The organism is Streptomyces sp. LBL (assembly GCF_029893585.1).
Taxonomy (GTDB): Bacteria; Actinomycetota; Actinomycetes; order Streptomycetales; family Streptomycetaceae; genus Streptomyces.
Map to the genome: position 1 here is coordinate 75,546 of NZ_JARXYX010000037.1, position 24,138 is coordinate 99,683.

The following is a 24,138-nucleotide window of genomic DNA, read 5'->3' on the forward strand; positions in this document are numbered from 1 at the left end:
CCGCCCACACCACGCACCACAGCCCCACGCATCGCAGCCCCGCCCACCACAACAGCCCCACGCACCACAGCCCCACGCACCACCCGACCCCCCGAGCGAAAGCAGCGGATGTGAGCCAGGTCCTCCACACACCGCCCCCCACGACGGTGACCGCACCCGCCGACGACGACCTCGCGGCCCTCGCCGCCCGCCATGGCCTCACGGTCAGCGGTGCCCGCCCCACCCTGTCCGACTATCTCCGGCAGCTCTGGGCGCGGCGCCACTTCATCAGCGCGTTCTCGACCGCCAAGCTCACCGCCCAGTACAGCCAGGCGAAGCTGGGCCAGGTCTGGCAGGTGATGAACCCGCTACTGAACGCGGCGGTGTACTTCTTCATCTTCGGCATGCTGCTGGGCACCAAGAAGGGCGTGCCGGACTACATCCCGTTCCTGGTCACGGGCGTGTTCATCTGGACGTTCACACAGAGCTCGATCATGGCGGGCACCCGGGCGATCTCCGGCAACCTGGGCCTCGTCCGGGCCCTGCACTTCCCGCGGGCCGCGTTGCCGATCTCCTTCTGCCTCCAGCAGCTCCAGCAGCTGCTGTTCTCGATGGCCGCCCTGGTCGTGATCCTGCTCTGCTTCGGCGTGCCGATCGCCGCCTCCTGGTTGCTGGCGGTCCCGGCCCTGGTGCTGCAGTTCACGTTCAACGCGGGCGTCTCGATGATCATGGCCCGGCTCGGGGCCAAGACCCCCGACATCGCCCAGCTCATGCCGTTCGTCCTGCGCACGTGGATGTACGTCTCGGGCGTGATGTGGAGCATCGACAACCTGCTCGGCAAGCACAACGACCTGCCGTCCTGGGTCGGCCCCGCCCTCCAGGCCAACCCGGCGGCCGTCTACATCGACCTGATGCGCTTCGCGCTGATCGACAGCTTCCACGCCGGCCAGCTGCCGCCGCACGTGTGGCTGATCGCCACGGGCTGGGCGCTGCTCGCCGGAGTCGGCGGCTTCATCTACTTCTGGAAGGCTGAGGAGACGTACGGCCGTGGCTGACAACACGCACACCGCGCCACTCGCGCCACTCGCGCAGGAGAAGGTCCCCACCGTCGTCGTCGACGGCGTCGACATCGTCTACCGGGTCAACGGCACCGGCGCCGGCCGAGGCTCCGCGACCGCCGCCCTGAACCGTATGCTGCGCCGCAAGCAGACCGAGAAGGCGGCCGGCGTGCGCAAGGTGCACGCCGTCCGGAACGTGTCGTTCGTGGCGTACCGGGGCGAGGCGATCGGTCTGATCGGGACCAACGGCTCCGGCAAGTCGACCCTGCTCAAGGCAGTCGCCGGCCTGCTCCCGGTGGAGAACGGCCACATCTACACCGACGGACAGCCCTCCCTGCTCGGCGTGAACGCGGCCCTGATGAACGACCTCACCGGCGAGCGCAACGTCCACCTCGGCGGCCTCGCCATGGGCATGTCCCGCGAGCAGGTCAAGGAGCGCTACGAGGAGATCGTCGACTTCTCCGGCATCAACGAGAAGGGCGACTTCATCACGCTGCCCATGCGCACGTACTCCTCCGGCATGGCAGCCCGGCTGCGGTTCTCCATCGCCGCCGCCAAGGACCACGACGTCCTGCTCATCGACGAGGCCCTGGCGACCGGCGACCGCTCGTTCCAGAAGCGCTCCGAGGCCCGCATCCGCGAGCTGCGCAAGCATGCGGGCACGGTGTTCCTGGTCAGCCACAGCAACAAGTCCATCCGCGACACCTGCGACCGCGTGCTGTGGCTGGAGCGCGGCGAACTGCGCATGGACGGGCCGACGGAGGAGGTCCTGGAGGCGTACGAGGCGTTCACCGGCGGCCCGGACAAGGCCAGGCCCAAGCCGAATCCGCAGCCCACGCCGAATCCGGCCAAGGTGCCTCTTCCCTCTTGATGCCTGCACACCGAGAAAGGGCACCCCGAGCCGTTATGGCCCGGGGCGCCCTGATGGTCGTAGGGATACCGAACCCGTAGGCGTACGAATCCGAACCCATAGGCGTACTCGGAACCCGTAGGCGTACGAATCCGCACGATGACGAAACCGTACGCCTACGAAACCTGTACGCCTACGAACCCGTGCGCCACGACCCCGTTCCGGTCACGAATGCGTCCGCAGCAGCGTCCGCATCGTCCGCATCGCCACCGACAGATTCGCCAGATCGAACGTCTCCGAGCCCTGGATCTCGTCCAGAGTCGTACGCGCCCGGCTCAGGATCGGGGCGTTCTTCTCCTCCCAGGCCTTGAAGCGCTGCTCGGGAATCGAGGTGCCGTTGCCCACCGCGAGGACGTCCGCGGTGAGCGCCGCGTGGGCCGCGTAGAGGTCCTCGCGAATGGAGGCGCGGGCCATGGACTGCCAGCGGTCCGCGCGCGGGAGTTCGGTGATGCGGTCCATCAGCTGGGTGATGTGGAGACGGTCGCCTAGGTCGTAGTAGACCTCGGCGACATCCAGCGGGTCCCGGCCCATGCGGTCGGCGACCGAGACGATGTCGAGCGTCGGGAAGGCGGAGGAGAACCCGGCCACCCTGGTGGCGACCTCGCCCGGGACACCCATGCCGGTCAGCTCGTCGTAGATCTTCTGGTACCACTCCAGGTCCGCGCCCCGCAGCAGCTTCGGCAGCTGCGACCACACCTGCTCGACGCGGTCGGCGAAGAAGTCGACCGTCTCCGCGAGTTGCAGCGGCTGCGGCCGGTTGTTGAGCAGCCAGCGCGTGCCGCGCTCGACGAGGCGACGCGAGTGCAGCCGGATGCGGGTCTGCACTGCGGCCTCGACCTTGTTGTCGAGGGCCTCCACCGCGTCCCACACGACCCCGGAGCGGAAGATCGCGCGGGCCGCGGTCTGCGCCCGGACGATCTCCTCCAGCGAGGCACCGGTCTCCTCGCGCAGACGGTGCAGATACGTCGTACCGCCGGTGTTGACCGTGTCGTTGACCAGCACGGTCGTGGTGATCTCGCGGTGCAGCGGGTGGGCGTCGATGCGCTCGGCGAGCGTCTCGCGCAGCGCCGCCGGGAAGTACGTGTGCAGCAGGCCGCGCAGATACGGGTCGTCCGGCAGTGAGGTGCTCAGCAGTTCCTCGGCGACCGTGATCTTCGTGTACGCCAGCAGGACGGCCGTCTCCGGGCTGGTCAGACCCTGCCCGGAGCCGAGGCGCTCGCGGATCTGGCGGTCGGTGGGCAGGAACTCCAGGGCCCGGTCGAGCAGGCCGGCGCGCGCCAGGTGGCGCATGTAGCGCTGCTGGGCGTGGAGCATGTCCTTGGACTGGGCGAGCGCGTTGGCGATGGCGGTGTTCTGCGCGTAGTTGTTGCGCAGGACCAGGTGGCCCACCTCGTCGGTCATCTCGGCGAGCAGCTTGTTGCGCTGCTTGATCGTCATGTCGCCGTCCGTGACCAGCCCGTTGAGCAGGATCTTGATGTTCACCTCGTGGTCCGAGGTGTCCACGCCCGCGCTGTTGTCGATGGCATCGTTGTTGATCTTGCCACCGTGCAGCGCGAACTCGATCCGGCCGAGCTGGGTCAGCCCCAGGTTGCCGCCCTCGCCGACGACCTTGACACTCAGGTCGGCACCGTCGACCCGGATCGGGTCGTTGGCCTTGTCGCCGACGTCCGCGTGGGTTTCCGTGCTGGCCTTGACGTACGTACCGATGCCGCCGTTCCACAGCAGGTCCACCGGCGCCTTGAGGATCGCCTTCATCAGGTCGGCCGGCGTCATCTTGGCGACCTTCCCCTCGATACCGAGGGCCTCCCGGATGTGCGCGTTGACCGGGATCGCCTTGGCGGTACGGGGGAACACGCCGCCGCCCGCGGAGATGAGGCCGCTGTCGTAGTCGGCCCAGCTGGAGCGCGGGAGCTCGAAGACGCGGCGGCGCTCGGCGTAGGAGGTGGCCGCGTCGGGCTTCGGGTCGAGGAAGATGTGCCGGTGGTCGAAGGCGGCGACCAGCCGGATGTGCTCGCTCAGCAGCATGCCGTTGCCGAACACGTCACCGGACATGTCGCCGATGCCGACGACGGTGAAGTCCTCGGCCTGCGTGTTGACGCCCAGTTCCCGGAAGTGCCGCTTCACTGACTCCCAGGCGCCGCGGGCGGTGATGCCCATGCCCTTGTGGTCGTAGCCCGCGCTGCCGCCGGAGGCGAAGGCGTCGCCGAGCCAGAAGTTGTACTGCTCGGCCACTCCGTTGGCGATGTCCGAGAAGGTCGCGGTGCCCTTGTCGGCGGCGACGACCAGGTAGGTGTCGTCCTCGTCGTGCCGGACGACCTCGGAGGGCGGAACGACCTCACCGGCGACCATGTTGTCGGTGATGTCGAGCAGCGCCGAGATGAAGGTCTTGTAGCTGCGGATGCCCTCCGCCAGCCACGCGTCCCGGTCCACGCTCGGGTCCGGCAGTTGCTTGGCGACGAAGCCGCCCTTGGCGCCGACCGGCACGATGACGGTGTTCTTCACCATCTGCGCCTTGACCAGGCCGAGGATCTCCGTCCGGAAGTCCTCACGCCTGTCGGACCAGCGCAGACCGCCTCGGGCGACCTTCCCGAACCGCAGGTGCACGCCCTCCACGCGCGGCGAGTACACCCAGATCTCGAACGCCGGCCGCGGGGCCGGCAGATCGGGGATCGCCTGCGGGTCGAACTTCATGGAGACGTACTCGTGCGGCCGGCCGCCCTCCGCCTCCTGGAAGAAGTTCGTGCGCAGCGTCGCCTTGATGACGGTGAGGAAGGACCGCAGGATCCGGTCCTCGTCGAGGCTGGCCACCTGGTCGAGCGCGGCATCCACCTCTTCCAGCAGCGCGTCGACGATCTCGAACCCGGCCCGCTGCCGGTCCGGCGACATCCTCGCCTCGAACAGCGAGACGAGCAGCCGGGTGGTGTGGACGTTGTTGCGGAGGGTGTCCTCCATGTAGTCCTGGCTGAACGTCGAGCCCGCCTGCCGCAGGTACTTCGCGTACGCCCGCAGCACCATCGCCTGCCGCCAGGTCAGCCCGGCTCCCAGCACGAGGGCGTTGAAGCCGTCGTTCTCCGCCTTGCCGGTCCAGCAGGCGGCGAAGGCCTCCTGGAACCGCTCGCGCCCGTCCTCGCCGAGGTAGTCGCCGCTGCCGCTCTTCGGCTGGGGCATGCGCAGCCCGAAGTCGTAGATCCAGGCCACGCTCCGGTCGGAGCAGCGCAGTTCGTACGGCCGCTCGTCCATCACCTCGACACCGAGCCGGTTGAGTACCGGCAGCACCGCGGACAGGGAGATGGACTCGCCCTTGCGGTAGATCTTGAACCGGCGTTCCTCGGGCGCGGCGCCCACGGGCTCGTAGAGGCTGAGCGAGAAGAAGCCTTTTTCCTCGCTGAGTTCTTCGAGATGGACGAGGTCGGCGACCGCGGAACGCGGGGAATGGTCAGCCTTGTAGCCCTCGGGGACGGCGGTGCCGTAGCGGCGCAGCAGTTCGGCGGCGCGCTCCTCGCCGAACTCGGCGTTCAGCGCCTCCGCGAAGCCGTCGGCCCAGGAGCGGGCGGCCTCGACGAGCCGTGCCTCGATGCGCTCCTTGTCGTTGTCGCTGAGCTGCTCCAGCTCGGTGCCCTGCGGAACGCGGACGACGAAGTGCAGCCGGGACAGGATCGACTCGGTGTTCCAGGCGGTGAAGTCGACGCTGATACCGCCGAGTTCTTCCTTCAGGATGTCGATGATCCGCAGCCGGACACCGGTCGTGTACCGGTCGCGGGGAAGGTAGACGAGGGCGGAGTAGTAGCGCCCGTACTCGTCCTGCCGCAGATACAGCCGCAGCCGCCGCCGCTCCTGGAGGTACAGCACGGACGTGGCGATGGCCTCGAGTTCGTCGGGCGGCGTCTGGAAGAGCTCGTCCCGGGGGTAGGTCTCAAGGATCTGCAGCAGATCGCGCCCGTCGTGGCTGTTCGGCGAGAACCCGGCCCGCTCCAGCACCTCCTCGACCTTGCGCCGGATGACCGGCACACGCCGCACGGACTCGGTGTACGCGGCCGAGGAGAACAACCCCAGGAACCGCCGCTCACCCACGACGTTCCCCTCAGCGTCGAACTTCTTGACGCCGATGTAGTCCAGGTACGACGGCCGGTGCACGGTGGCCCGGCTGTTGGCCTTGGTCAGCACGAGGAGCTTGTGCTCGCGGGCCTTGGCCCGGGCATCGGCCGGCAACCGCTCGAAGGCGGGGCTGACGGGGTGACTGTCCGCGTCGCCGTGCTGCGGATCGGACCGCAGTATGCCGAGCCCGGTGCCCGGGACGGCCGCCAGGGAGTCGTCCTCCCGGAGTCGGTACTCCCGGTAGCCGAGAAAGGTGAAGTGGTCGGCGGCCAGCCAGCGCAGCAGCTCACGGGCCTCCTCGATGTCCTGCTCGCGCAGATCGGAGGCGACGGGTTCCTTGGGCAGCTCGTCCGCCATGCGCAGGGCCGCGTCCCGCATCTTCTCCCAGTCCTCGACGACCTCACGGGTGTCGGACAGGACCCGCAGCAGGTCGGCGGTGATCTGCTTCAGATCGCTGCGGTCGGTCTCGCGGTCGATCTCGACATGGATCCAGGACTCGGTGTGCGTGTCGTGCGGAAGATCCTCGGAGGGAGGTGCACCGAGCACCTCGATGAGCTTGCCGGTCACGTCACGCCGGACGACGATCTGCGGATGGATGACGACGTGGATCCCACTCCCCTGCCGCGTGAGCTCATTGGTCACGGAGTCGACGAGGAAAGGCATGTCGTCGGTGACGACCTCGACCACCGAATGACTGCACGTCCACCCGTTCTCCTCCACGGTGGGCGTGTACACCCGCACGTTGGCCGTGCCCTGCGGGCGGTTCTCGGCCAGTCGGTAGTGCGAGAGTGCGGCGCCGAAGATGTCGACCGGGTCCCGGCCCGTGAGGTCCTCCGGTGCGGTGTGCAGGTAGTAGCGCTGGAGGAACGTGAGCAGGGTGTCCCGGTCAGGTGTGCTCTCGTCCGTCGTCCCGGTCGGTAGGTGGCCCCCGACCGGGCTGTTCTCAGCTACCCGGGCAGCCCTCTCGAGCAACTCGGCTTTGGCTTCGTCCAGCTTGGTCTGCATTGTCCTCTGGCTCCTGTCGCGCGCCGTTGCGTGACGTAGAAGGAAGTACGGTTTCTTCCCCAGTGACGTGACGCCATGACGCGGGATGTCCGGTCTGCTTCGACGCTATGCCGCAAGGTGAGATGAGCGCGGGGTTATCAGCCATTCTCGACACGCCCTCGGGGTGTGACACTGCTCTCTGTGGCGCGTACGTCCGGGGTGTGTACGGCGTCCTGGGGGCCCTTGTGCCCCCGTCCCGCCCGCGAAGACCAGCGACCGCCGCCCGGCCACGGAGGCAATCCGTGCTTTCCGGGCGCACGGCAGGGACAACTGGGCCCCCGCGAACTATCGCGCTGATCACGCCACCAAGGCTATCGCTCCTCCCAGGGCCCCCGTCATGAGCCGTATGTGTACAAAACCGGGGGTGGAAGTTTGACGTTCTGCACAGGGGCGGGGGCGGGGTCTCCGTGGGGTTGGGGTTTCCGTGCGGGCGGCGGGCGGCGGGCGGCGGGCGGCGGGCGGCGGGCGGCGGGCGGCGGGCGGCGGGCGGCGGGCGGCGGGCGGCGGGCGGCGGGCGGCGGGCGAGGAAACCCCACCCCGACACCAGCCACATCACCCCATCGGCGCACGCCCCCTTGGCAATCCGCTCCCGCAGATGCAGGTTGCCGACATGACCGCAAAAATCCTCATCGTCACCGGCGACGCCGCGGAGTCCCTGGAAGTCCTGTATCCCTACCAACGCCTGCGTGAAGAGGGCTACGACGTCCACATCGCCGCACCCACCCGCAAAAAGCTCCAGTTCGTCGTCCACGACTTCGAACCCGGCTTCGACACCTACACCGAGAAACCCGGCTACACCTGGCCCGCCGACCTGGCCTTCGCCGACGTCGACCCAGGCCAGTACGCCGCCCTCGTCATCCCCGGCGGCCGCGCCCCCGAGTACCTCCGCAACGACCCCGAACTCCGCAAGATCCTCAAGTCCTTCTTCGACGCCGACAAGCCCGTCGCCCAGATCTGCCACGGCCCCCTGCTCACCGCCGCGATCGACGGCCTCCGCGGCCGGCGCGTCACGGCGTACCCCGCCCTGGAGCTGGACATGCAGGCCGCCGGCGCCACCTTCCAGGACGCCGAGGCTGTGGTCGACGGCACCCTGGTCTCCTCCCGCGCCTGGCCGGACCACTCCAGCTGGATGCGCGAGTTCCTGACGGTGCTGAGGGCGAAGGCACCGGTGACCTGAGCCTCCACCGCCACCGCCACCGCCCGTGCCGCCGCGAACCCGCGGGTAATCCTGCCCCGCAGGCGGCACGGGCGGACACACCGGCACCTCACTGCCACGGCCGAGCACCTCCAGCCGTACCCCGGCACCGTCACGACCAGCCCACCCACTTCAGCCCAGCCCGACCGGCCGACTGACTGACCGACCGGCTGGCTGGCTGGCTGACTGACTGACTGACTGACTGACTGGCCCACCGGTCGACTCAACCCGCCACGCCACCGCTCCCCTACGCCGCCAACCGCTCCGCCTCCACAACCGCCTCCGCCAACGTGTCCACCACCGGCACCCCGAGCTCCTCCAGGCTGGCCCGCCCGTGCGACCCTCCGGTGTACAGCACGGCCCGCGCCCCCACATGCAACGCCGCCACCGCGTCATCCGCGGCGTCCCCGATCACCACTGTCCGCGCCGGATCCACCCCCGCGAGCGAAGCCAGATGCCGGACCATGTGCTCGGCCTTGCTCCCCCCGGACGGCCCGGTCCGCCCGTCCACCCGTATGAAGTGCGCCTCGATCCCGAAGTCCCGTACCAACGGGACGAGTTCGTCATGGACGTACATGCTCAGGATCGACTGGCTGCGCCCCGCCGACCGCCACTCCGTGAGCAGCTCCACCACCCCCGCCGTGAGCCCGCACCCCACCCGGTGCTCGGCGTAGTACCGGTGGAAGATCTCGTCCATGACCACCCACTCGGCGTCGGTGGGCAGCCTCCCCATCAACCGCTCGTAGAACTTCGGCACCGGCACGCAGTACAGCGCCCGGTACTGCTCCATCGTGATCGGCGCCAGCCCCAGCTCGGCGAACGCCGCGTTCGTCGCCCCGATGATTGCGTCGTTGTCGTGGAACAGCGTGCCGTTCCAGTCCCAGACAATGTGCGCGCCCGTCTTCTTCCCCATGTCAGAAAAGTACCCGCCGCCACTGACAATCAAGAGACCCACCGGTGAGACCGGAACGAAGACACCGCAGCGCCGGGCAGCCGAATCCTCGGACAGCGAAGGGCCGGCTCGCAGTCCCGCTCAGCCCCCAAGCCCCGTTCAGACCCCAAGCCCCACTCAGTCCCCCAGCCCCACCAGGTTCGGGATCTCCTGCGTCGCGAACCACAGCAGTTCGTGGTCCTCCGCCCCGTCCACCACGAACTGTGCGTCGTCGTCCCCGCTGTCCGCAGCCCCGAGCGCCTCGGCCGCGGCGGTCACATCCGCCACCGCGTCATCCGCGTCGACGTGCACGGCGGCCGCCTTGGCCAGCCGTACGGTCCCTGCGACCCGTACCTCGCCGAGTGCCGCCGGATCCAGCGCCCGGTCCGGATCGGCGGTCGCCGTCCCGTCGGGTACGTCCACGGCGACCACGACCCGGCGCCGCTCCGCACCCGGGTCCGCCGCCAGCAGCCTCAGCGAGGCCGACGCGGCCCGGTTCAGCGCCGCGTATTCCAGTTCCTCGATGTCGTCGGAGACGTACCACTCGCGCAAGGCCGGCGTGACCGCGTACGCGACGAACGGCCCGGACCCCAGCTCTCCCGTCTTGTACGCCTCGGCGAGACCGGGAAGGGTCAGGGGGACGTAGACGCGCATGGCTGGCCGCTTTCGTGGTCGGTTGTGTGGAAGTTCGCCTTGCCGGTTGCGTTGTCGGAGGTTCCGCACAAGCCTCGGCAGGGCGAGCCCACGACTGCAGGAGGGTCTCCAGGATACGTGCGGGCGTCCCCTTTCGAGTCCCTGCCCCCGTCCCCGTGGGCGTCAATCCGCGACCTCGAAAATCACCCGGCGCATCTCTCCGACAAGGCCTTTTCCCAGACTCGATCACTCGGATAAGTGAACTGCCCGTCGCCCCGACTCGAACCCGCGGCTCCTTGCCCTCACACCCCACGACCCCGTACAAGATCCCCAACCGCGAAGTTACTGCCCGGTACCTCCGGGTGATCGAACGGGGACACACATGAACAAGGTCATGACCAGGGCGAGCCAGGCCGGCCACCACCCCGGTACCCGCCCGCCGAGCCGCCGCGACCCACGCCGCCCCGGCGGCACACCCCCACGCACCCCGGGGGGCGGTACCGCTCGCACCACGACCTCCGACGGCCGCCCCCCGGGTTCCCCGGGCGATCGCGGCCCGTCCGCCCGCACCAGGCCCACCGACAACCGCCCACCGACCACGCCCACCGCCTGGTCGCCGGCGCCGGCGACAACGCCGGCCACGACTGCAGCCACCACCGCGCGGAGGGCAACCAACACCACGACCACGGCAACAACCGCCCCTACAACCCGCACCATCCCGACCAAGCGCAGCACCCCCACCAAACCGGTCACCCCCATCCCGACCACGCGCAACACCCCCACCAAACCGGTCGCCCCCACCCCGACCACGCGCAGCACCTCCACCCCGACCACGTCCGCCACCCCCACCCCCACCCCGCACGCTGCTCCCGCCCCCGTAGTCCCCGCCCGCACCCCCCGCAGGCCCGTCCCCCAGCCCCGCCCCACCGACGTCTTCGCCGACCGTCTTGTCGCGGTCCTGAGCGGCCGTCGCCCGGTCCACTGGATGCTCCGGCACACTGCGGGCCGCGCCTACGACGAACTGGCCTGGCTCGCCCAACGTGGCCCCCTGCGCACCACCCGGGGCACCGCGCCCGTCGTCCGCGACATCGGTTACGACGTCCCGCGTCCCGGCGCCATCGAGGCCTTCGCCCGCATCAGCGCCGGCGACCAGCTGCGCGCCATGGCCTTCCGCCTGGAACAGGGCCGGGACCTCCGCTGGCGCTGCACGGCGGTGGAACTGGGCGGCCCTCGCCCGCCCCGCACCTACGAGGACTGATCCCGAGCAGGCCCGGCACCCCGGGCACAGCCAACCTAGCCCGCGCATACCGAGCTTGCGCATACCGAAGGCCCGCGCATACCGAAGGGCCGCGCATACCGAAGGGCCGGGCATACCGAAGGGCCGGGCACCCTCAGGTGACCCGGCCCTTCACACCGCTAAAGCGCCGCAGGCAACCGCGGGCAACTCCAGCGTCACTTCTTGCGGCGCCGCCCGCCACGGGACTGCTTGCGACGCTCCGCGCGCGTGAGGCCGTCGGCCTCGGAACGCACCGGCTCCTCGTCGTCGGCGAAGTCGCCCTCGACGACGCCGCCCTCCCCGTCCACGGTGGGCGCGGAGAAGTGCAGCTCCCGGCGCTGCGGGACGTCGAGCCCCTTGGCGCGGATCTCGGGACGCGCGCCCGCCTGCGCCGGCACCGCGTCCTGCTTGTCGAGGGACGGCTTCTCGTCCTCGACCGGGACCTCCTCGACCTGCTGCTCGACCTGGACCTCCAGGTTGAACAGGTAGCCGACGGACTCCTCCTTGATGCCCTCCATCATGGCGGTGAACATGTCGAAGCCCTCGCGCTGGTACTCGACCAGCGGGTCCTTCTGCGCCATCGCGCGCAGGCCGATGCCCTCCTGGAGGTAGTCCATCTCGTAGAGGTGCTCACGCCACTTGCGGTCGAGGACCGACAGCACGACCCGGCGCTCCAGCTCACGCATGATCTCGGAGCCGAGCTGTTCCTCGCGTGCCGCGTACTGCGCGTGGATGTCGTCCTTGATGGACTCGGAGATGAACTCGGCGGTCAGTCCGGCCCGGTCACCGGCCGCCTCCTCCAGCTCCTCGACGGTGACCTTCACCGGGTAGAGCTGCTTGAAGGCGCCCCACAGCCGGTCGAGGTCCCAGTCCTCCGGGAAGCCCTCGGCGGTCTCCGCGGCCACGTACTCGTCGATGGTGTCGTCCATGAAGTGCTGGACCTGCTCGTGCAGGTCCTCACCCTCCAGGACGCGGCGGCGCTCACCGTAGATGACCTCGCGCTGCCGGTTGAGGACCTCGTCGTACTTCAGGACGTTCTTACGGGTCTCGAAGTTCTGCTGCTCGACCTGCGACTGGGCGGACGCGATCGCGCGCGTGACCATCTTGTTCTCGATGGGCACGTCGTCCGGGACGTTCGCCATCGACATCACGCGCTCGACCATCTGGGCCTTGAACAGGCGCATCAGGTCGTCACCCAGGGAGAGGTAGAAGCGAGACTCGCCCGGGTCTCCCTGACGGCCGGAACGACCGCGCAGCTGGTTGTCAATACGACGCGACTCGTGCCGCTCGGTGCCGAGGACGTAGAGCCCGCCGAGCTCCTTGACCTCCTCGAACTCCGCCTTGACGGCCTGCGCGGCCTTCTCCAGGGCGGTGGGCAGGGCCGCGGCCCACTCCTCGATGTGCTCCTCGGGGTCGAGGCCGCGCTGCCGCAGCTCCGCCTCCGCGAGGTCCTCGGGGTTGCCGCCGAGCTTGATGTCCGTACCACGGCCGGCCATGTTGGTGGCGACCGTCACGGCGCCCTTGCGACCGGCCTGAGCGACGATCGTCGCCTCACGGTCGTGCTGCTTCGCGTTCAGCACCTCGTGCTGGACGCCACGCTTGGACAGCTGCTGCGACAGGTACTCGGACTTCTCGACCGACGTCGTACCGACGAGGATCGGCTGGCCCTTCTCGTGCTTCTCGGCGATGTCGTCGACGACCGCCTCGAACTTCGCGACCTCGGTGCGGTAGATCAGGTCCGACTGGTCCTTGCGGACCATCGGCTTGTTCGTCGGGATCGGGACCACGCCGAGCTTGTAGATCTGGTGGAACTCGGCGGCCTCGGTCATCGCCGTACCGGTCATGCCGGAGAGCTTGCCGTAGAGGCGGAAGAAGTTCTGCAGGGTGATCGTGGCGAGCGTCTGGTTCTCGTCCTTGATGTCCACCCCTTCCTTCGCCTCGATCGCCTGGTGCATGCCCTCGTTGTAGCGGCGACCGGCGAGGATACGGCCGGTGTGCTCGTCGACGATCATGACCTCGCCGTCGATGACGACGTAGTCCTTGTCCTTCTTGAAGAGCTCCTTGGCCTTGATGGCGTTGTTCAGGTAGCCCACCAGCGGGGTGTTCACCGACTCGTAGAGGTTGTCGATGCCGAGCCAGTCCTCGACCTTGGCGACACCGGGCTCGTGGATGGCGACCGTGCGCTTCTTCTCGTCGACCTCGTAGTCGCCGGTCTCCTCGATGCCCTTGAGGGGGTTGCCGGCCTCACCGCGCTTGAGGCGCGTGACCAGCTTGGCGAAGTCGCCGTACCACTTGGTGGCCTGGTCGGCCGGACCGGAGATGATCAGCGGCGTACGGGCCTCGTCGACGAGGATGGAGTCGACCTCGTCGACGATGGCGAAGTTGTGGCCGCGCTGGACGAGTTCGTCCTGGGACCACGCCATGTTGTCGCGCAGGTAGTCGAAGCCGAACTCGTTGTTCGTGCCGTACGTGATGTCGCAGGCGTACTGCTCCCGGCGCTGGGCCGGCGTCATGTTGGCAAGGATGCAGCCGACGTTCAGGCCCAGGAGCTTGTGGACGCGACCCATCATCTCGGAGTCGCGCTCGGCCAGGTAGTCGTTGACCGTGATCAGGTGGACGCCCTTGCCGGAGAGGGCGTTCAGATATGCGGGCAGGGTGCCGACGAGGGTCTTGCCCTCACCGGTCTTCATCTCCGCCACATAACCGAGGTGGAGCGCCGCGCCACCCATCATCTGCACGTCGTAGTGCCGCTGGCCCAGGACACGCTTGGCGGCCTCGCGTACGGTGGCGAAAGCCTCGGGGAGCAGATCATCCAGGCTCTCACCATCGGCGTACCGCTGCTTGTACTCATCGGTGAGGGCCCGCAGCTCGGCGTCGGAGAGGTCGACGAAGTCCTCTTCGATGGAGTTGACCTGGTCCGCGATGCGGTGCAGCTTGCGCAGGATTTTGCCTTCGCCTGCACGCATGATCTTCGAGAGGACGGACACGGGGGTTGGTCTCCTTGCCGGTCGGGCCTGGGACGGTCGGTTACCACTGGACTCACTGAGCAACGGCCATCGTATGCGAGGACACCGCCACGCCGGGAGGCCTGCCGCGACGACGCCTGTTCACCGCTTCGCGCACTGCTTCAAATCTCCTTCAAAGGGACAACGGCCGGGCGCCGCGGATGGTGCCGCGGCCTGCCGACGAATTGCGTGAATTGTGATCACCCGCTCACACACGGCTAAAAGTTGGCGCCCCCGGGGTCGGCTGAGCAGAATCGCCCGATGGACCCCGTCACACTCAGCACGGACCGCCTCGACCTGCGCACGGTCGAGGCGCGGCACGCCGACGCCGTGTACGCGGCCGTCCAGGACCCCGAGATCCAGCGCTGGACGACGATCCCCGCGCCCTATCTGCGGGAGCACGCCCAGAGCTTCACCCAGCAGGTGGTCCCCGACGGCTGGGCCTGCGGTTCGATGTTCACGTGGGGCGTCTTCCTCCCCGCGGGGGAGGAACTGGTGGGCATGCTCAGCATCACCCTGCGCTCCCTCGGTACGGCCGAGGTCGGATTCTGGGGCACGAAGGAGCACCGCGGCAACGGCTACCTCACGGAGGCCACCCGCGCCGCCTCGCACTGGGCCTTCACCCGTGCCTCCATCGACCGCATGGAATGGCGCGCCGAAGTGGGCAACGCCCCCTCGCGCGCGGTGGCGGAACGAGCGGGCTTCACCATCGAGGGCACCCTGCGCTCCGCCATCAACAACAAGGGAGTACGCCGGGACTGCTGGGTGGGTTCCCTGCTCCCGTCGGATCTGGGGCTGCCGTCGACGGCGCCGTACCTGCCGAGGCAGCCGTAGTCGCCCGCAAACCGGCAGCTCAGCCCGCACTGTCAGTCCCACCCCCTATCGTGCGAACGCATGACGACCCCGCGCCCCACCATCACGCTCTCCGCAGATGAGGCCCGCCGCGTCGCCCTGAGAGCTCAGGGCTTCCTCGGTGCCCCCGACCGGAAGTCCGGCGTCCGAGGCGTCCTCCGCCATCTCGGCGCGGTCCAGCTGGACACCATCTCGGTCCTGGCACGCTCCCACGAACTCATCCCGTACGCCCGCCTGGGAGCCGTGGGGCGCAAGACGGTCGAGAGCGCCTACTGGAAGTCATCCGTCGGTGCCCCTTTGGCGCAGCCCACCGCCTTCGAGTACTGGTCCCACGCCGCCTGCATCCTCCCCATCGAGGAGTGGCCCCACTTCGCCTTCCGCCGCCGCGCCTACCGAGGCCGCCCGCACTGGAACCACGAACTCCCGGACGGCGCCTACGACCAGGTCATCAAGCAGATACGCGCGGAAGGTCCCCTCACCGCCACGGAATTGGGCGGCGCCAAGAAGACCAACGAGTGGTGGGACTGGTCCGGCGCGAAGGTGGCCGTCGAACGCGCCCTGATGTACGGCGAGGTGGTCTGCGTCGAGCGCCGCGGCTGGAAGCGCGTCTACGACCTCGCCGAACGCGCCGTACCAAAAGCCCTGCTGCACGACGATCTGGACGACACGGAGTGTCTGCGCCGCCTGGTCCGCCTGGCCGGCCAGTCCCTGGGCGTCGGCACCCGCGCCGACATCGCCGACTACCACCGTCTCAAGGCCGAGCAGGTCGACGCGGTGATCGCCGACTCGGGCCTGGTCCCGGTCACGGTCGAGGGCTGGGGCAGGCGCGCCTGGGCCGACCCGGCGGCCCTGGAGACAGCCCCGCGCGGACGCCATCGCACCACGCTGCTGTCGCCCTTCGACTCCCTCGTCTGGGAACGGGCGCGCACGGAACGCGTCTTCGGCTTCACCCACCGGCTGGAGGCCTATGTCCCCAGGCCGAAGCGGGTGTTCGGCTATTTCGCGATGCCGGTGCTGGCCGGCGGCCGGCTCGTCGGCCGCGTGGATCCGGCGCGCGAGGGCCGCACCCTGGTCGCCCGGCAGGTCACCCTGGACGGCCCGAAGGCGGTCCCCTCGGTCGCCCAGGCCCTGGTCGAGGCGGCGAGCTGGGTGGACTGCACGGACGTACGGGTGGAACGGGTGGACGCACCGGAACTGCGCGAGCCCCTCGTGAGGGAACTCGCCCACGCCCTCACCTGACCGTGCCCGGCAGGACCGTCACCGGATCTCGAGGATCTTCTCCCGCATCGCGTAGACGACCGCTTCCATCCTGGAGTGCAGCTGCAGCTTCTCGAGGATGTTGCGTACGTGGTTCTTCACGGTGTTCTCGGAGATGAACAGTTCCTTGGCGATGTCCCGGTTGTTCATTCCCGTGGCGACAAGCTTGAGCACTTCCAGTTCCCGGTCCGTGAGCCGCGGCGCCGGCACGAGTCGACGCTCGTCGGTCCGCTGGATCATCGACTTGAACTCGGTGAGCAGTTTCGACGCCATGGACGGGCTGATCTGCGACTGCCCGTCGGCCACCGCGCGAATGGCGGTCGCCACCTCGTCCGTGGAGATCTCCTTCAGGAGGTATCCGGTCGCGCCCGCCTTGATCGCGTCGTAGAGGTCGGCCTCCTCGTCGCTGATCGTCAGCATGATGATCTTCGCACTGGGGGCCACCTCCTTGATGGAGGTGCACGCCTCGATACCGCCCCGCTTGGGCATCCGTACGTCCATCAGCACGATGTCCGGCAGCAGGTCGGCGGCCTTGTCGACCGCTTCCGCCCCGTCGCCCGCCTCGCCGACGACCTGGATGTCCTCTTCGGCGGCGAGCACGATCTCCAGGCCACGGCGGAAGAGGGCGTGATCGTCCACGACCAGGACACGAATCGGCTCCTTGCGTGGTGAGCCCGAATCCGGGCCCATGCCGACGACACCGTGGCCGGCGTCCGCGTCCTGCATCGGTCCGAAGCTGTCCGCCATCGTTCCTCCCCCTGAAGGCTGTGGCCTGTGGTCCTGTGCCATCGCCAACCCAAGGCAACGACCCAACGGTTGGGCCGGTTCGGCCATGATTTCATGCCCGGACGACAGTGAGGTGACAGAGCGGGGCGCGAAGTGGTCGCACACCGGTGCCCCTGGGGGCGCACACGCGCACCAGGGGCACCGGTTCAGTCGTCGGCCAGGCGGTCAGCCGCCCAGCATGCCACCCGCCGCGGGGGGTTGCGCCTGGGTGACCATCGGGTCCGTGCTGAGGTGGATGACGCCGTAGTCGTAGGCGTGCCGCCGGTAGACGACACTGGGTTCCTTGGTCTCGGAGTCGATGAACAGATAGAAGTCGTGCCCGACCAGTTCCATCTCGTAGAGAGCCTGGTCGAGAGTCATCGCAGAAGCGACGTGAGTCTTCTCGCGGACGACGAGGGGGCCCTCCCCCGTGACTTCCAGCGAGCCGATCTTCTTGGTGGGTACCCCGTCGGGCTCGTCGTCGTGGACGGCATGGCCGTTGCCGTTGAGGGTCGCCGCGCCCGGAACGTGGTCGGGGACCTCGGCCGCCGTGAGTCGGCGTGCACCTCGACGGGTGTGGCGCTTGTCGTGCTGCTTGCGCAGCCCGGCGTACAGCTTCTCGGCCGCCAGGTCGAGTGCCGCGTACGGGTCGCTGGCTGCCGCTTCCGCCCGGATCACCGGACCGCGGGAGCGGAGCGTGATCTCCACTCGGTCACAACGGTCGGCCTGTCGGGGGTTCGGCTCCTTGGACACCTCGACGTCGAGGCTGATCACCTTGCCATCGAGCTTCTGGATCTTCTCCAGCTTCAGCTTCTCGGCCACGTGCTTGCGGAACCGCTCGGGCACCTCGGTCTTGCGGCCCTTGACGACGATGTCCACGCAGAACTCCGTTCCCGGATCGCTCCGCCTCGTTGCGGAACGTCTCCCTCTTGCACCAGGTTCCGGTGAGTCCCGGAACCTCCGGACTCGGCGACTTCCACCTCCTCCCCCATGGGCAAGATCTCCACGCCACCGGTGCGGGTGATGATGAAAATCCCGCAGCACGGCATCCGGATTTGAGAGGTTTGGCCTGCGCCTTTCTCTCACAACCGAACATATCTCGCCCGGACGGATGTCGTCACCCTCTACCGCGGTGTACCTCCGTTCAGGTGAATTACTCCTGTTATTACCTGCAACGATGCAACTTTCGAGTCAGTTCCGGTTTATTTCGAAAGAATCCGGCGTGGCCGCGACCACGGCCGCGTAGATCAGCTCGTCCATGGCGCCACCGACCATCATTTCCGGCCGTCCAGGCACCCACCTCGCCGTCTCCTCCGTCGCCGGAGTCATCCGTTCCTCTCTGCTTTCCCGACTTCCCGCCGCGTACACCGCCGCGTTCCTCCCGCCGCACACGGCCGGCTCACCGACTCCCATCGCCCCGTCGCGGGCCACCCCCGCCTGCCGTCCCCTCACCGAGGCATCTCCCCCAACGACCAACAGCTTCCCTGCCGGGCCCCGATACGCCACCTCTCCGCTCTCAGCCCCTGCCTGCACGTCCCCTCCCGCTTCCTCGGTCGTTTCCGCTGCCTCCGCTGCCTCCGCCAGCGCCACCCGCACCGCACGCGCCGCCTCCGCCAACGACGCCCCGGTCGTCATCAGGTCGTCGACGAGCACCACCGGACCACCGGCGAGCAGCCGCCCACCACCCCCCACCACCGCCAACGCGCCCGCCAGGTTCGCCAGTCGCTCCCGGGAGTTGAGCCCCGCCTGGTCGGCCACGGCCCGCCGCTGCCGCAGCACGGCGGCCACCCGCGCCGGGGTCCCCGTCCGCCGTAACTCACGGGCCGCCACGAGCGCGATCCGCCGCGCCGGATCGTGCCCCCGTGCCCGCACCGCCCTCCGCGCGGACGGCACAGGAACCAGCACCACAGTCTCGTCACCCCACATGGCCCCGGCCCCCGGCCCCATCGGCTCCCCGCCCGGCCGGCGGCCCTCGCTCCCTCCGCTCGCATCCCCTGCCCCAGCCCGCACAGCCCCCGCCAACGCCACTCCCAAAGGTGCCGCGAGCGCCAACGCGCCCCGCTCCTTATGGGCCAGCAAGGTCGCCCGTACCTCGTCCGCGTAACGTGCCGCCGCGTGCACGACCGGCAGACCCGGCGGCTCCGAGACCGGTCGCACCCGGCGCGGTACGGCCCCGCTCAGAGCCGCACGGCACGTCGGACAGAGCACCGTGCGCGGCTTCCCGCACCCTCCGCACTCGGCCGGCAGCACCAGGTCGGTGAGGTCCTGCCACCACCCCCGCATGCCCACCACTGTGCCAACACCGGCACGCCCCTGCCACCCCTGTGGACAACTGCCTGTGGACAACTCCAGCCATGACGGAACGGCCGCCTCCGCCGGGGTCCCGCCCCGGCGAAAACGGCCGCTCACCTGGCCGGTCCCGCAGTTCACCGGCCGCAGACCAACCGCGGTCCCGATTCACCCGGAACTCGCCGACACTCATCCGGAACTTGATCCGGAACTCCCCGGAACGAACCGGCACTCACCCCGGATAAACCGGCGCCGTCCCGTCCGCGTCCACCTTCTGCCACTGCCCCCCGGACGGCAGCCGCACGATCCCGTCCTCCGAATACGCCACCAAAGGCAGCTGGTCGTCCTCGGACGCGGCGATCTCCTTGACGCCTGTCAGCGCCGTCGGCGTCGGTCCCTCCGGCGTGGAGCCGTCGACCTGGACGTAGCGCATCTGCTGCACGCCCCCCTTTTCCCGCCCGACCACCACAAGCCTGCTGTCACCGGCCCACGAGATGGTGCTGACCTCCTCCAGCTCCGGAGTCGTGGCCCGCATTTCCTGCACCGAGACAGACGGGCGCCCGCCCGACTTCTCGCCCCGTTCGATCCGTCCGATGAGCAGCGACTGCTTGCCGCCCTTCTCCACGACGAGCGCGATCCGCACTCCGTCGGCGGCCACCCGGACATCCCTGATACGCCCGTCCAGCCCCGGAACGTCCACCTTCAGCGGCTCGCCCGCGCCCCCCTCCAGCACCAACAGCCGCGGGTCGTGCGGGTTGCGGTCGGCCACCCACAGGTCACCCTCCGCGTCCCAACTGGGCGTCGTCAGCCGGTCGTCGGCTGTGGCGCCGCCGCTGGTCAGCACGGGCTCCCCGAGCGACCCACCCGACGCCAGCGACGCGACGTACAGCGGCCTCCCGCCGATTCCGACCCCGGCCGCCTTGTCCTCGTCGCGCGACACCGCCACCGACTGGAGGTCCTTGTCGCCCTCGCCCAGCCCGCCGGGCACCGGATTGGGCTTCGTAACGCTGTCCTCGGCCGGTATTCGCACCAGCCGGTGCTTGCCGTCGACGAAGTACAGGTACTCGGGCTGGTGCTGCACCGAGCCCCGCGCGGCGACGGCGTCGGCCCCGGCGAGCGCGCACAGCTGCTTGCCGCCCGCCTTCAGCTCGACCTCGTCCACCGCGGGCGTCACGTCCTCGAGGGTGAACAGGATCTGGGCCGCCATGTTGTCGCACACCGTCGAATCGACCCGGGCGGCCTTGTCGTTCAGTGGCACGGTCAGCTTGCTCTGGTCGTCCGGCGTCAGCGAGGTGACGTCCTTCTGCAGCTCCGCCCCGGTGGGGAAGCTCGATCTGGCGACCGGCCGGAGCCAGGTCGTGGGCCCGCTGATCAGGGAGCGCACCATCTGCGTCATGGCGTCCACGCGCTCGCGCACGTACACGGGATCGGCGACCGCCACGGTCTGTGGGCCCGTCGTGTGCGAGGCGAAGTAGTACTTGTTGACGGACATGTAGTTGCGCTGAAAATCCGACTTACCCATGACGACGCCCTGCGGCAGCCCGTCGATGCGCCACTGGTGGGTCTTCTGGTCCCGGACCAGGTGCACCGACTGTTGATAGCTCCCATGAGCGGGTGCGTACGACCCCTGCTCGTCCACCGTGCCGACCTTGCTGCCGGTCAGCCTGAACGAGAGGTCGTTGGAGTCCTCCCGGCTGCCCGAACGCTCGACCTCGATGCGCAGCCCTTCGGCGAGCACCGTGGTGGTCCGCTCCGGCTCCCAGGTCTTCGCGGTATCAGCCGTCAGATACTGGCGAGCCGTCTCATAGTGCGGATCGTCGCTGGTCAGCGCCTCCAGGAAGCCCTGCACGATCTCCTGGGACTGCGCGTTCTCCTGGGGTGGCATGGCGAAGACCCGCACCTGGGTGTCCTGGCGGGGCGTGGACTCCACACCGCGCAGATCCCCGCTGTCGGGCATCGAGGCACACCCTGCCAGCAGTACGACGCCACAGGCGGCGTACGCCGCCGCGCGCCCCGTTCCCCGCCGGACGCCCCTTTCGCGGTCAGCGCCCACGGAATGCCTCCCCTTGTTCGTACGACTCCGCCGACGCATCTTCCGAAGAGCTCGCCGGCGCATTCTCCACCCCGGTGTCCGGGCGGCTCGCGGTCCCACCTCGCGGCCCCTCACCGGAGGCCGTCTCCTCCTGCGATCGCGTCCCCGAAGGCGGCCGGGACACCACGCGGGCGCCGTTGCCGGGCAGCGCCGTCGGGTCGGCCGTGGGCGCCAGAGTGGCCGGACGCGGCGCGATCGGGTCCCGCGACGCCGTCTGGTCACTCGCCGACTGGGCGGGCACGGTGGCCGTCTTCTCGCCGCCCCCACGCGGCAGACCGGCCTCGTTGAGGCCGCGATTGCGGCGCGAGTCTCTGGGTTCCAGCGGTATCGGGGAGCCCCGAAGCGGCTCGTCCGCGGTGCGCGGCATCGTCAGCCGGAACTGCGAGCCGCCGCCCGGCTCGCCCCACGCCTGCAGCCAGCCGCCGTGCAGGCGCGCGTCCTCCAGGGCGATCGACAGCCCGAGGCCCGTACCGCCGGTGGTACGCGCGCGTGCCGGGTCGGCCCGCCAGAAGCGGCTGAAGACGCGGGTCGCCTCGCCGGGCTTGAGACCGACGCCGTAGTCCCGCACCGCGACCGCGACCGCCCCGCCCGCCGCCGCGAGCTTGACGACGACGTCCTTGCCCTCGCCGTGCTCCACGGCGTTGACGACGAGGTTCCGCAGCACCCGCTCCACGCGCCGGGCGTCCGCCTCCGCAACCACTGGCTGCTGGTCGCCGACGACCCGGATGGTCGTCCCCTTGCGCTCGGCGAGCGGCGCGGCCCCGCTGACGACTCGCCTGACGACCTCCCTGAGGTCGATGGGTTCGGCCTCCAGCGCCGCCGCGCCCGCGTCGAAGCGGCTGATCTCCAGCAGGTCCGCCAGCAGCGACTCGAACCGGTCCAGCTGGTCGGCGAGGAGTTCCGCCGACCGCGCGGTCACCGGGTCGAAGTCCTCGCGCGCCTCGTGAATGACGTCGGCGGCCATCCGTACGGTCGTCAGCGGCGTCCGCAACTCGTGCGACACATCCGACACGAACCGCCGCTGCATCCGCGACAGATCCTCCAGTTGCTGGATCTTCAGCTGAAGGCTCTGCGCCATCTTGTTGAAGGCCTCACCGAGCCGCGCGATGTCGTCCTCTCCGGTGACCTTCATCCGCTCCTGCAGCCGCCCGGCGGACAACCGCTCCGCGATCCCGGCCGCCATCCGCACCGGAGTGACGACCTGCCGCACGACGAGCCAGGCGATGGCGCCGAGGAGGACGACGACGAAGAGACCGGCCGTCGCCAGGGTCCCCTTGACCAGGCTGAGCGACTTCTCCTCCTGGGTCAGCGGGAAGAGGTAGTACAGCTGGTACGGGTCACCGTTCGGGTCGTTGACCTGCTTGCCGATGACGAGCGCCGGCTGGGAGTCCTTGCCGGACGTGTTGTCGTAGGTGATCCGCGTGTAGCTCTGGGCCGCGACCGCATTGCTGTCGACGCGCGCACGCAGGTCCTCGGGCACGCTGGCTGCCCAGTCGACGTCACCGGAGGCGCGCGGTCCGCGCCCGCCGCCGCTGTCGTCGCCGACGGCAGGGAGCGTCACCACGTCGAAGGCGCCCTGACCGCCGCTCGAGAGCGACTCCACCAGGTCACTCATCCACTGGATGACGTTCTGCTCGGTACGGCCGTCCACCGGAGCGCCGTCGTCGCCGGTCCCGGCGGCCGCCTCGTCGGACTTCTGCTTGGCCACCGCGAAGCCGCCGGTGGCCTGGCTCTGCGAGGCCTTGACCTTGGCGTCCAGCAGCCCGTTGCGCACCTGTCCGATGACGACGAAGCCGAGCAGCAGGACGACGCCCAGCGACATCAGCAGGGTCGTGGCGACGACCTTGAGCTGGATGTTGCGCCGCCACAGCCGCATGACCGGCAGCAGCGGCCGGCGCACCCAGCGCATGAACAGACGCAGGACCGGGCTGCCCTGGACTCCGCCCTGCAGTAACCCGCCCTCGAGGAAACGCCCCCACCGGGAGCCTGACGTCTTCCGGTTGACAGGCCGCTCCGCCTGAACCCCGGTCCGCCCGGGCGACGAAGCGGCACTGTCTTCGGACATGTCAGCTGGGTCCTGCCTTGTATCCCACACCGCGGACGGTCACCACGATCTCCGGCCGCTCCGGGTCCTTCTCGACCTTGGAGCGCAGCCGCTGCACATGCACGTTCACCAGCCGGGTGTCCGCCGCGTGCCGGTAGCCCCACACCTGCTCGAGCAGCACCTCACGGGTGAACACCTGCCACGGCTTGCGGGCCAGCGCGACCAGCAGATCGAACTCCAGCGGCGTCAGCGCGATCGACTGCCCGTCCCGCTTCACGGAGTGACCGGCCACGTCGATGACCAGATCGCCGATGGCGAGCTGCTCGGGCGCCGGCTCCTCGGACCTCCTGAGCCGCGCCCGGATCCGGGCCACCAGCTCCTTCGGCTTGAACGGCTTCACGATGTAGTCATCGGCACCCGACTCCAGGCCCACGACGACGTCGACGGTGTCGCTCTTGGCCGTGAGCATCACGATCGGCACCCCGGACTCCGCCCTGATCAGGCGGCACACCTCGATACCGTCCCGGCCCGGCAGCATCAGATCGAGCAGCACGAGATCGGGCTTGGACTCACGGAAAGCGGCCAGCGCCTTGTCGCCGTCGGCTACGAAAAACGGCTCAAAACCTTCACCACGCAACACAATGCCGAGCATCTCGGCCAGTGCGGTGTCGTCATCGACGACAAGGACTCGTCCCTTCATGAATGCCATCATC

At 69.3% G+C, this 24,138-nt stretch carries 16 protein-coding genes; 6 read left to right on the plus strand and 10 right to left on the minus strand.

What is annotated here, in order from left to right; all coding sequences use genetic code 11:
• Positions 1–110: 110 nt before the first annotated feature.
• Together M2271_RS35055 and M2271_RS35060 are read left to right on the plus strand one after the other, a co-directional pair.
• Positions 111–1,034, plus strand: coding sequence for an ABC transporter permease (locus M2271_RS35055; protein ID WP_280891472.1), 924 nt, complete (start codon positions 111–113; stop codon positions 1,032–1,034).
• Entirely contained in the window at positions 1,027–1,908 is an 882-nt protein-coding gene (locus tag M2271_RS35060) for an ABC transporter ATP-binding protein (protein ID WP_280891473.1), read from the plus strand. Before M2271_RS35055 ends, M2271_RS35060 begins: the two co-directional genes overlap by 8 nt.
• A gap of 204 nt (positions 1,909–2,112) precedes the next feature.
• Here the strand turns inward: M2271_RS35060 and M2271_RS35065 are convergent, their stop codons facing one another.
• Positions 2,113–7,047 (minus strand): NAD-glutamate dehydrogenase, encoded by a 4,935-nt coding sequence (locus M2271_RS35065; protein ID WP_280891474.1) that lies wholly within the window; start codon positions 7,045–7,047, stop codon positions 2,113–2,115.
• Between the two features lie 649 nt (positions 7,048–7,696).
• On the opposite strand from M2271_RS35065, the gene M2271_RS35070 reads away from it, so the two are divergent.
• On the plus strand, positions 7,697–8,263 hold the full coding sequence (locus M2271_RS35070) for a DJ-1/PfpI family protein (RefSeq protein ID WP_280891475.1): 567 nt from the start codon (positions 7,697–7,699) through the stop codon (positions 8,261–8,263).
• Positions 8,264–8,528: 265 nt separating this feature from the next.
• Here the strand turns inward: M2271_RS35070 and M2271_RS35075 are convergent, their stop codons facing one another.
• A complete protein-coding gene (locus tag M2271_RS35075; RefSeq protein ID WP_280891476.1) occupies positions 8,529–9,194 on the minus strand; it encodes an HAD family hydrolase in 666 nt (221 codons plus the stop codon).
• Between the two features lie 156 nt (positions 9,195–9,350).
• Positions 9,351–9,866 (minus strand): hypothetical protein, encoded by a 516-nt coding sequence (locus M2271_RS35080; RefSeq protein WP_280891477.1) that lies wholly within the window; start codon positions 9,864–9,866, stop codon positions 9,351–9,353.
• Between the two features lie 361 nt (positions 9,867–10,227).
• Between M2271_RS35080 and M2271_RS35085 the strand changes: the two genes are divergently transcribed.
• A complete protein-coding gene (locus M2271_RS35085; RefSeq protein ID WP_280891478.1) occupies positions 10,228–11,103 on the plus strand; it encodes an Rv3235 family protein in 876 nt (291 codons plus the stop codon).
• A gap of 194 nt (positions 11,104–11,297) precedes the next feature.
• Here the strand turns inward: M2271_RS35085 and secA are convergent, their stop codons facing one another.
• Positions 11,298–14,108, minus strand: a complete 2,811-nt coding sequence (gene secA / locus M2271_RS35090) for a preprotein translocase subunit SecA (RefSeq protein WP_280891479.1) — start codon at positions 14,106–14,108, stop codon at positions 11,298–11,300.
• Between the two features lie 279 nt (positions 14,109–14,387).
• Here secA and M2271_RS35095 point away from each other — a divergent pair, with 279 nt between their 5' ends.
• Together M2271_RS35095 and M2271_RS35100 are read left to right on the plus strand one after the other, a co-directional pair.
• On the plus strand, positions 14,388–14,960 hold the full coding sequence (locus M2271_RS35095; RefSeq protein ID WP_280891480.1) for a GNAT family N-acetyltransferase: 573 nt from the start codon (positions 14,388–14,390) through the stop codon (positions 14,958–14,960).
• Between the two features lie 60 nt (positions 14,961–15,020).
• Positions 15,021–16,217, plus strand: coding sequence for a crosslink repair DNA glycosylase YcaQ family protein (locus M2271_RS35100; protein ID WP_280891481.1), 1,197 nt, complete (start codon positions 15,021–15,023; stop codon positions 16,215–16,217).
• Positions 16,218–16,235: 18 nt separating this feature from the next.
• Here the strand turns inward: M2271_RS35100 and M2271_RS35105 are convergent, their stop codons facing one another.
• From M2271_RS35105 to mtrA, 6 genes are all read right to left on the minus strand, one after another.
• Positions 16,236–16,982, minus strand: coding sequence for a response regulator transcription factor (locus M2271_RS35105; protein WP_280891482.1), 747 nt, complete (start codon positions 16,980–16,982; stop codon positions 16,236–16,238).
• A gap of 204 nt (positions 16,983–17,186) precedes the next feature.
• Positions 17,187–17,879: a ribosome-associated translation inhibitor RaiA gene (gene raiA, locus M2271_RS35110; RefSeq protein ID WP_280891484.1), complete on the minus strand. Its 693-nt coding sequence runs from the start codon at positions 17,877–17,879 to the stop codon at positions 17,187–17,189.
• A gap of 312 nt (positions 17,880–18,191) precedes the next feature.
• A complete protein-coding gene (locus M2271_RS35115; RefSeq protein ID WP_280891485.1) occupies positions 18,192–19,283 on the minus strand; it encodes a ComF family protein in 1,092 nt (363 codons plus the stop codon).
• Positions 19,284–19,521: 238 nt separating this feature from the next.
• Positions 19,522–21,246, minus strand: a complete 1,725-nt coding sequence (locus M2271_RS35120; RefSeq protein ID WP_280891486.1) for an LpqB family beta-propeller domain-containing protein — start codon at positions 21,244–21,246, stop codon at positions 19,522–19,524.
• An 85-nt stretch (positions 21,247–21,331) separates the two neighbouring features.
• Positions 21,332–23,446, minus strand: coding sequence for an MtrAB system histidine kinase MtrB (mtrB, locus tag M2271_RS35125; protein WP_280891487.1), 2,115 nt, complete (start codon positions 23,444–23,446; stop codon positions 21,332–21,334).
• Position 23,447: 1 nt separating this feature from the next.
• Complete coding sequence (mtrA, locus tag M2271_RS35130; RefSeq protein WP_280891488.1) at positions 23,448–24,137, minus strand: two-component system response regulator MtrA; 690 nt, start codon at positions 24,135–24,137, stop codon at positions 23,448–23,450.
• Position 24,138 lies beyond the last annotated feature (1 nt).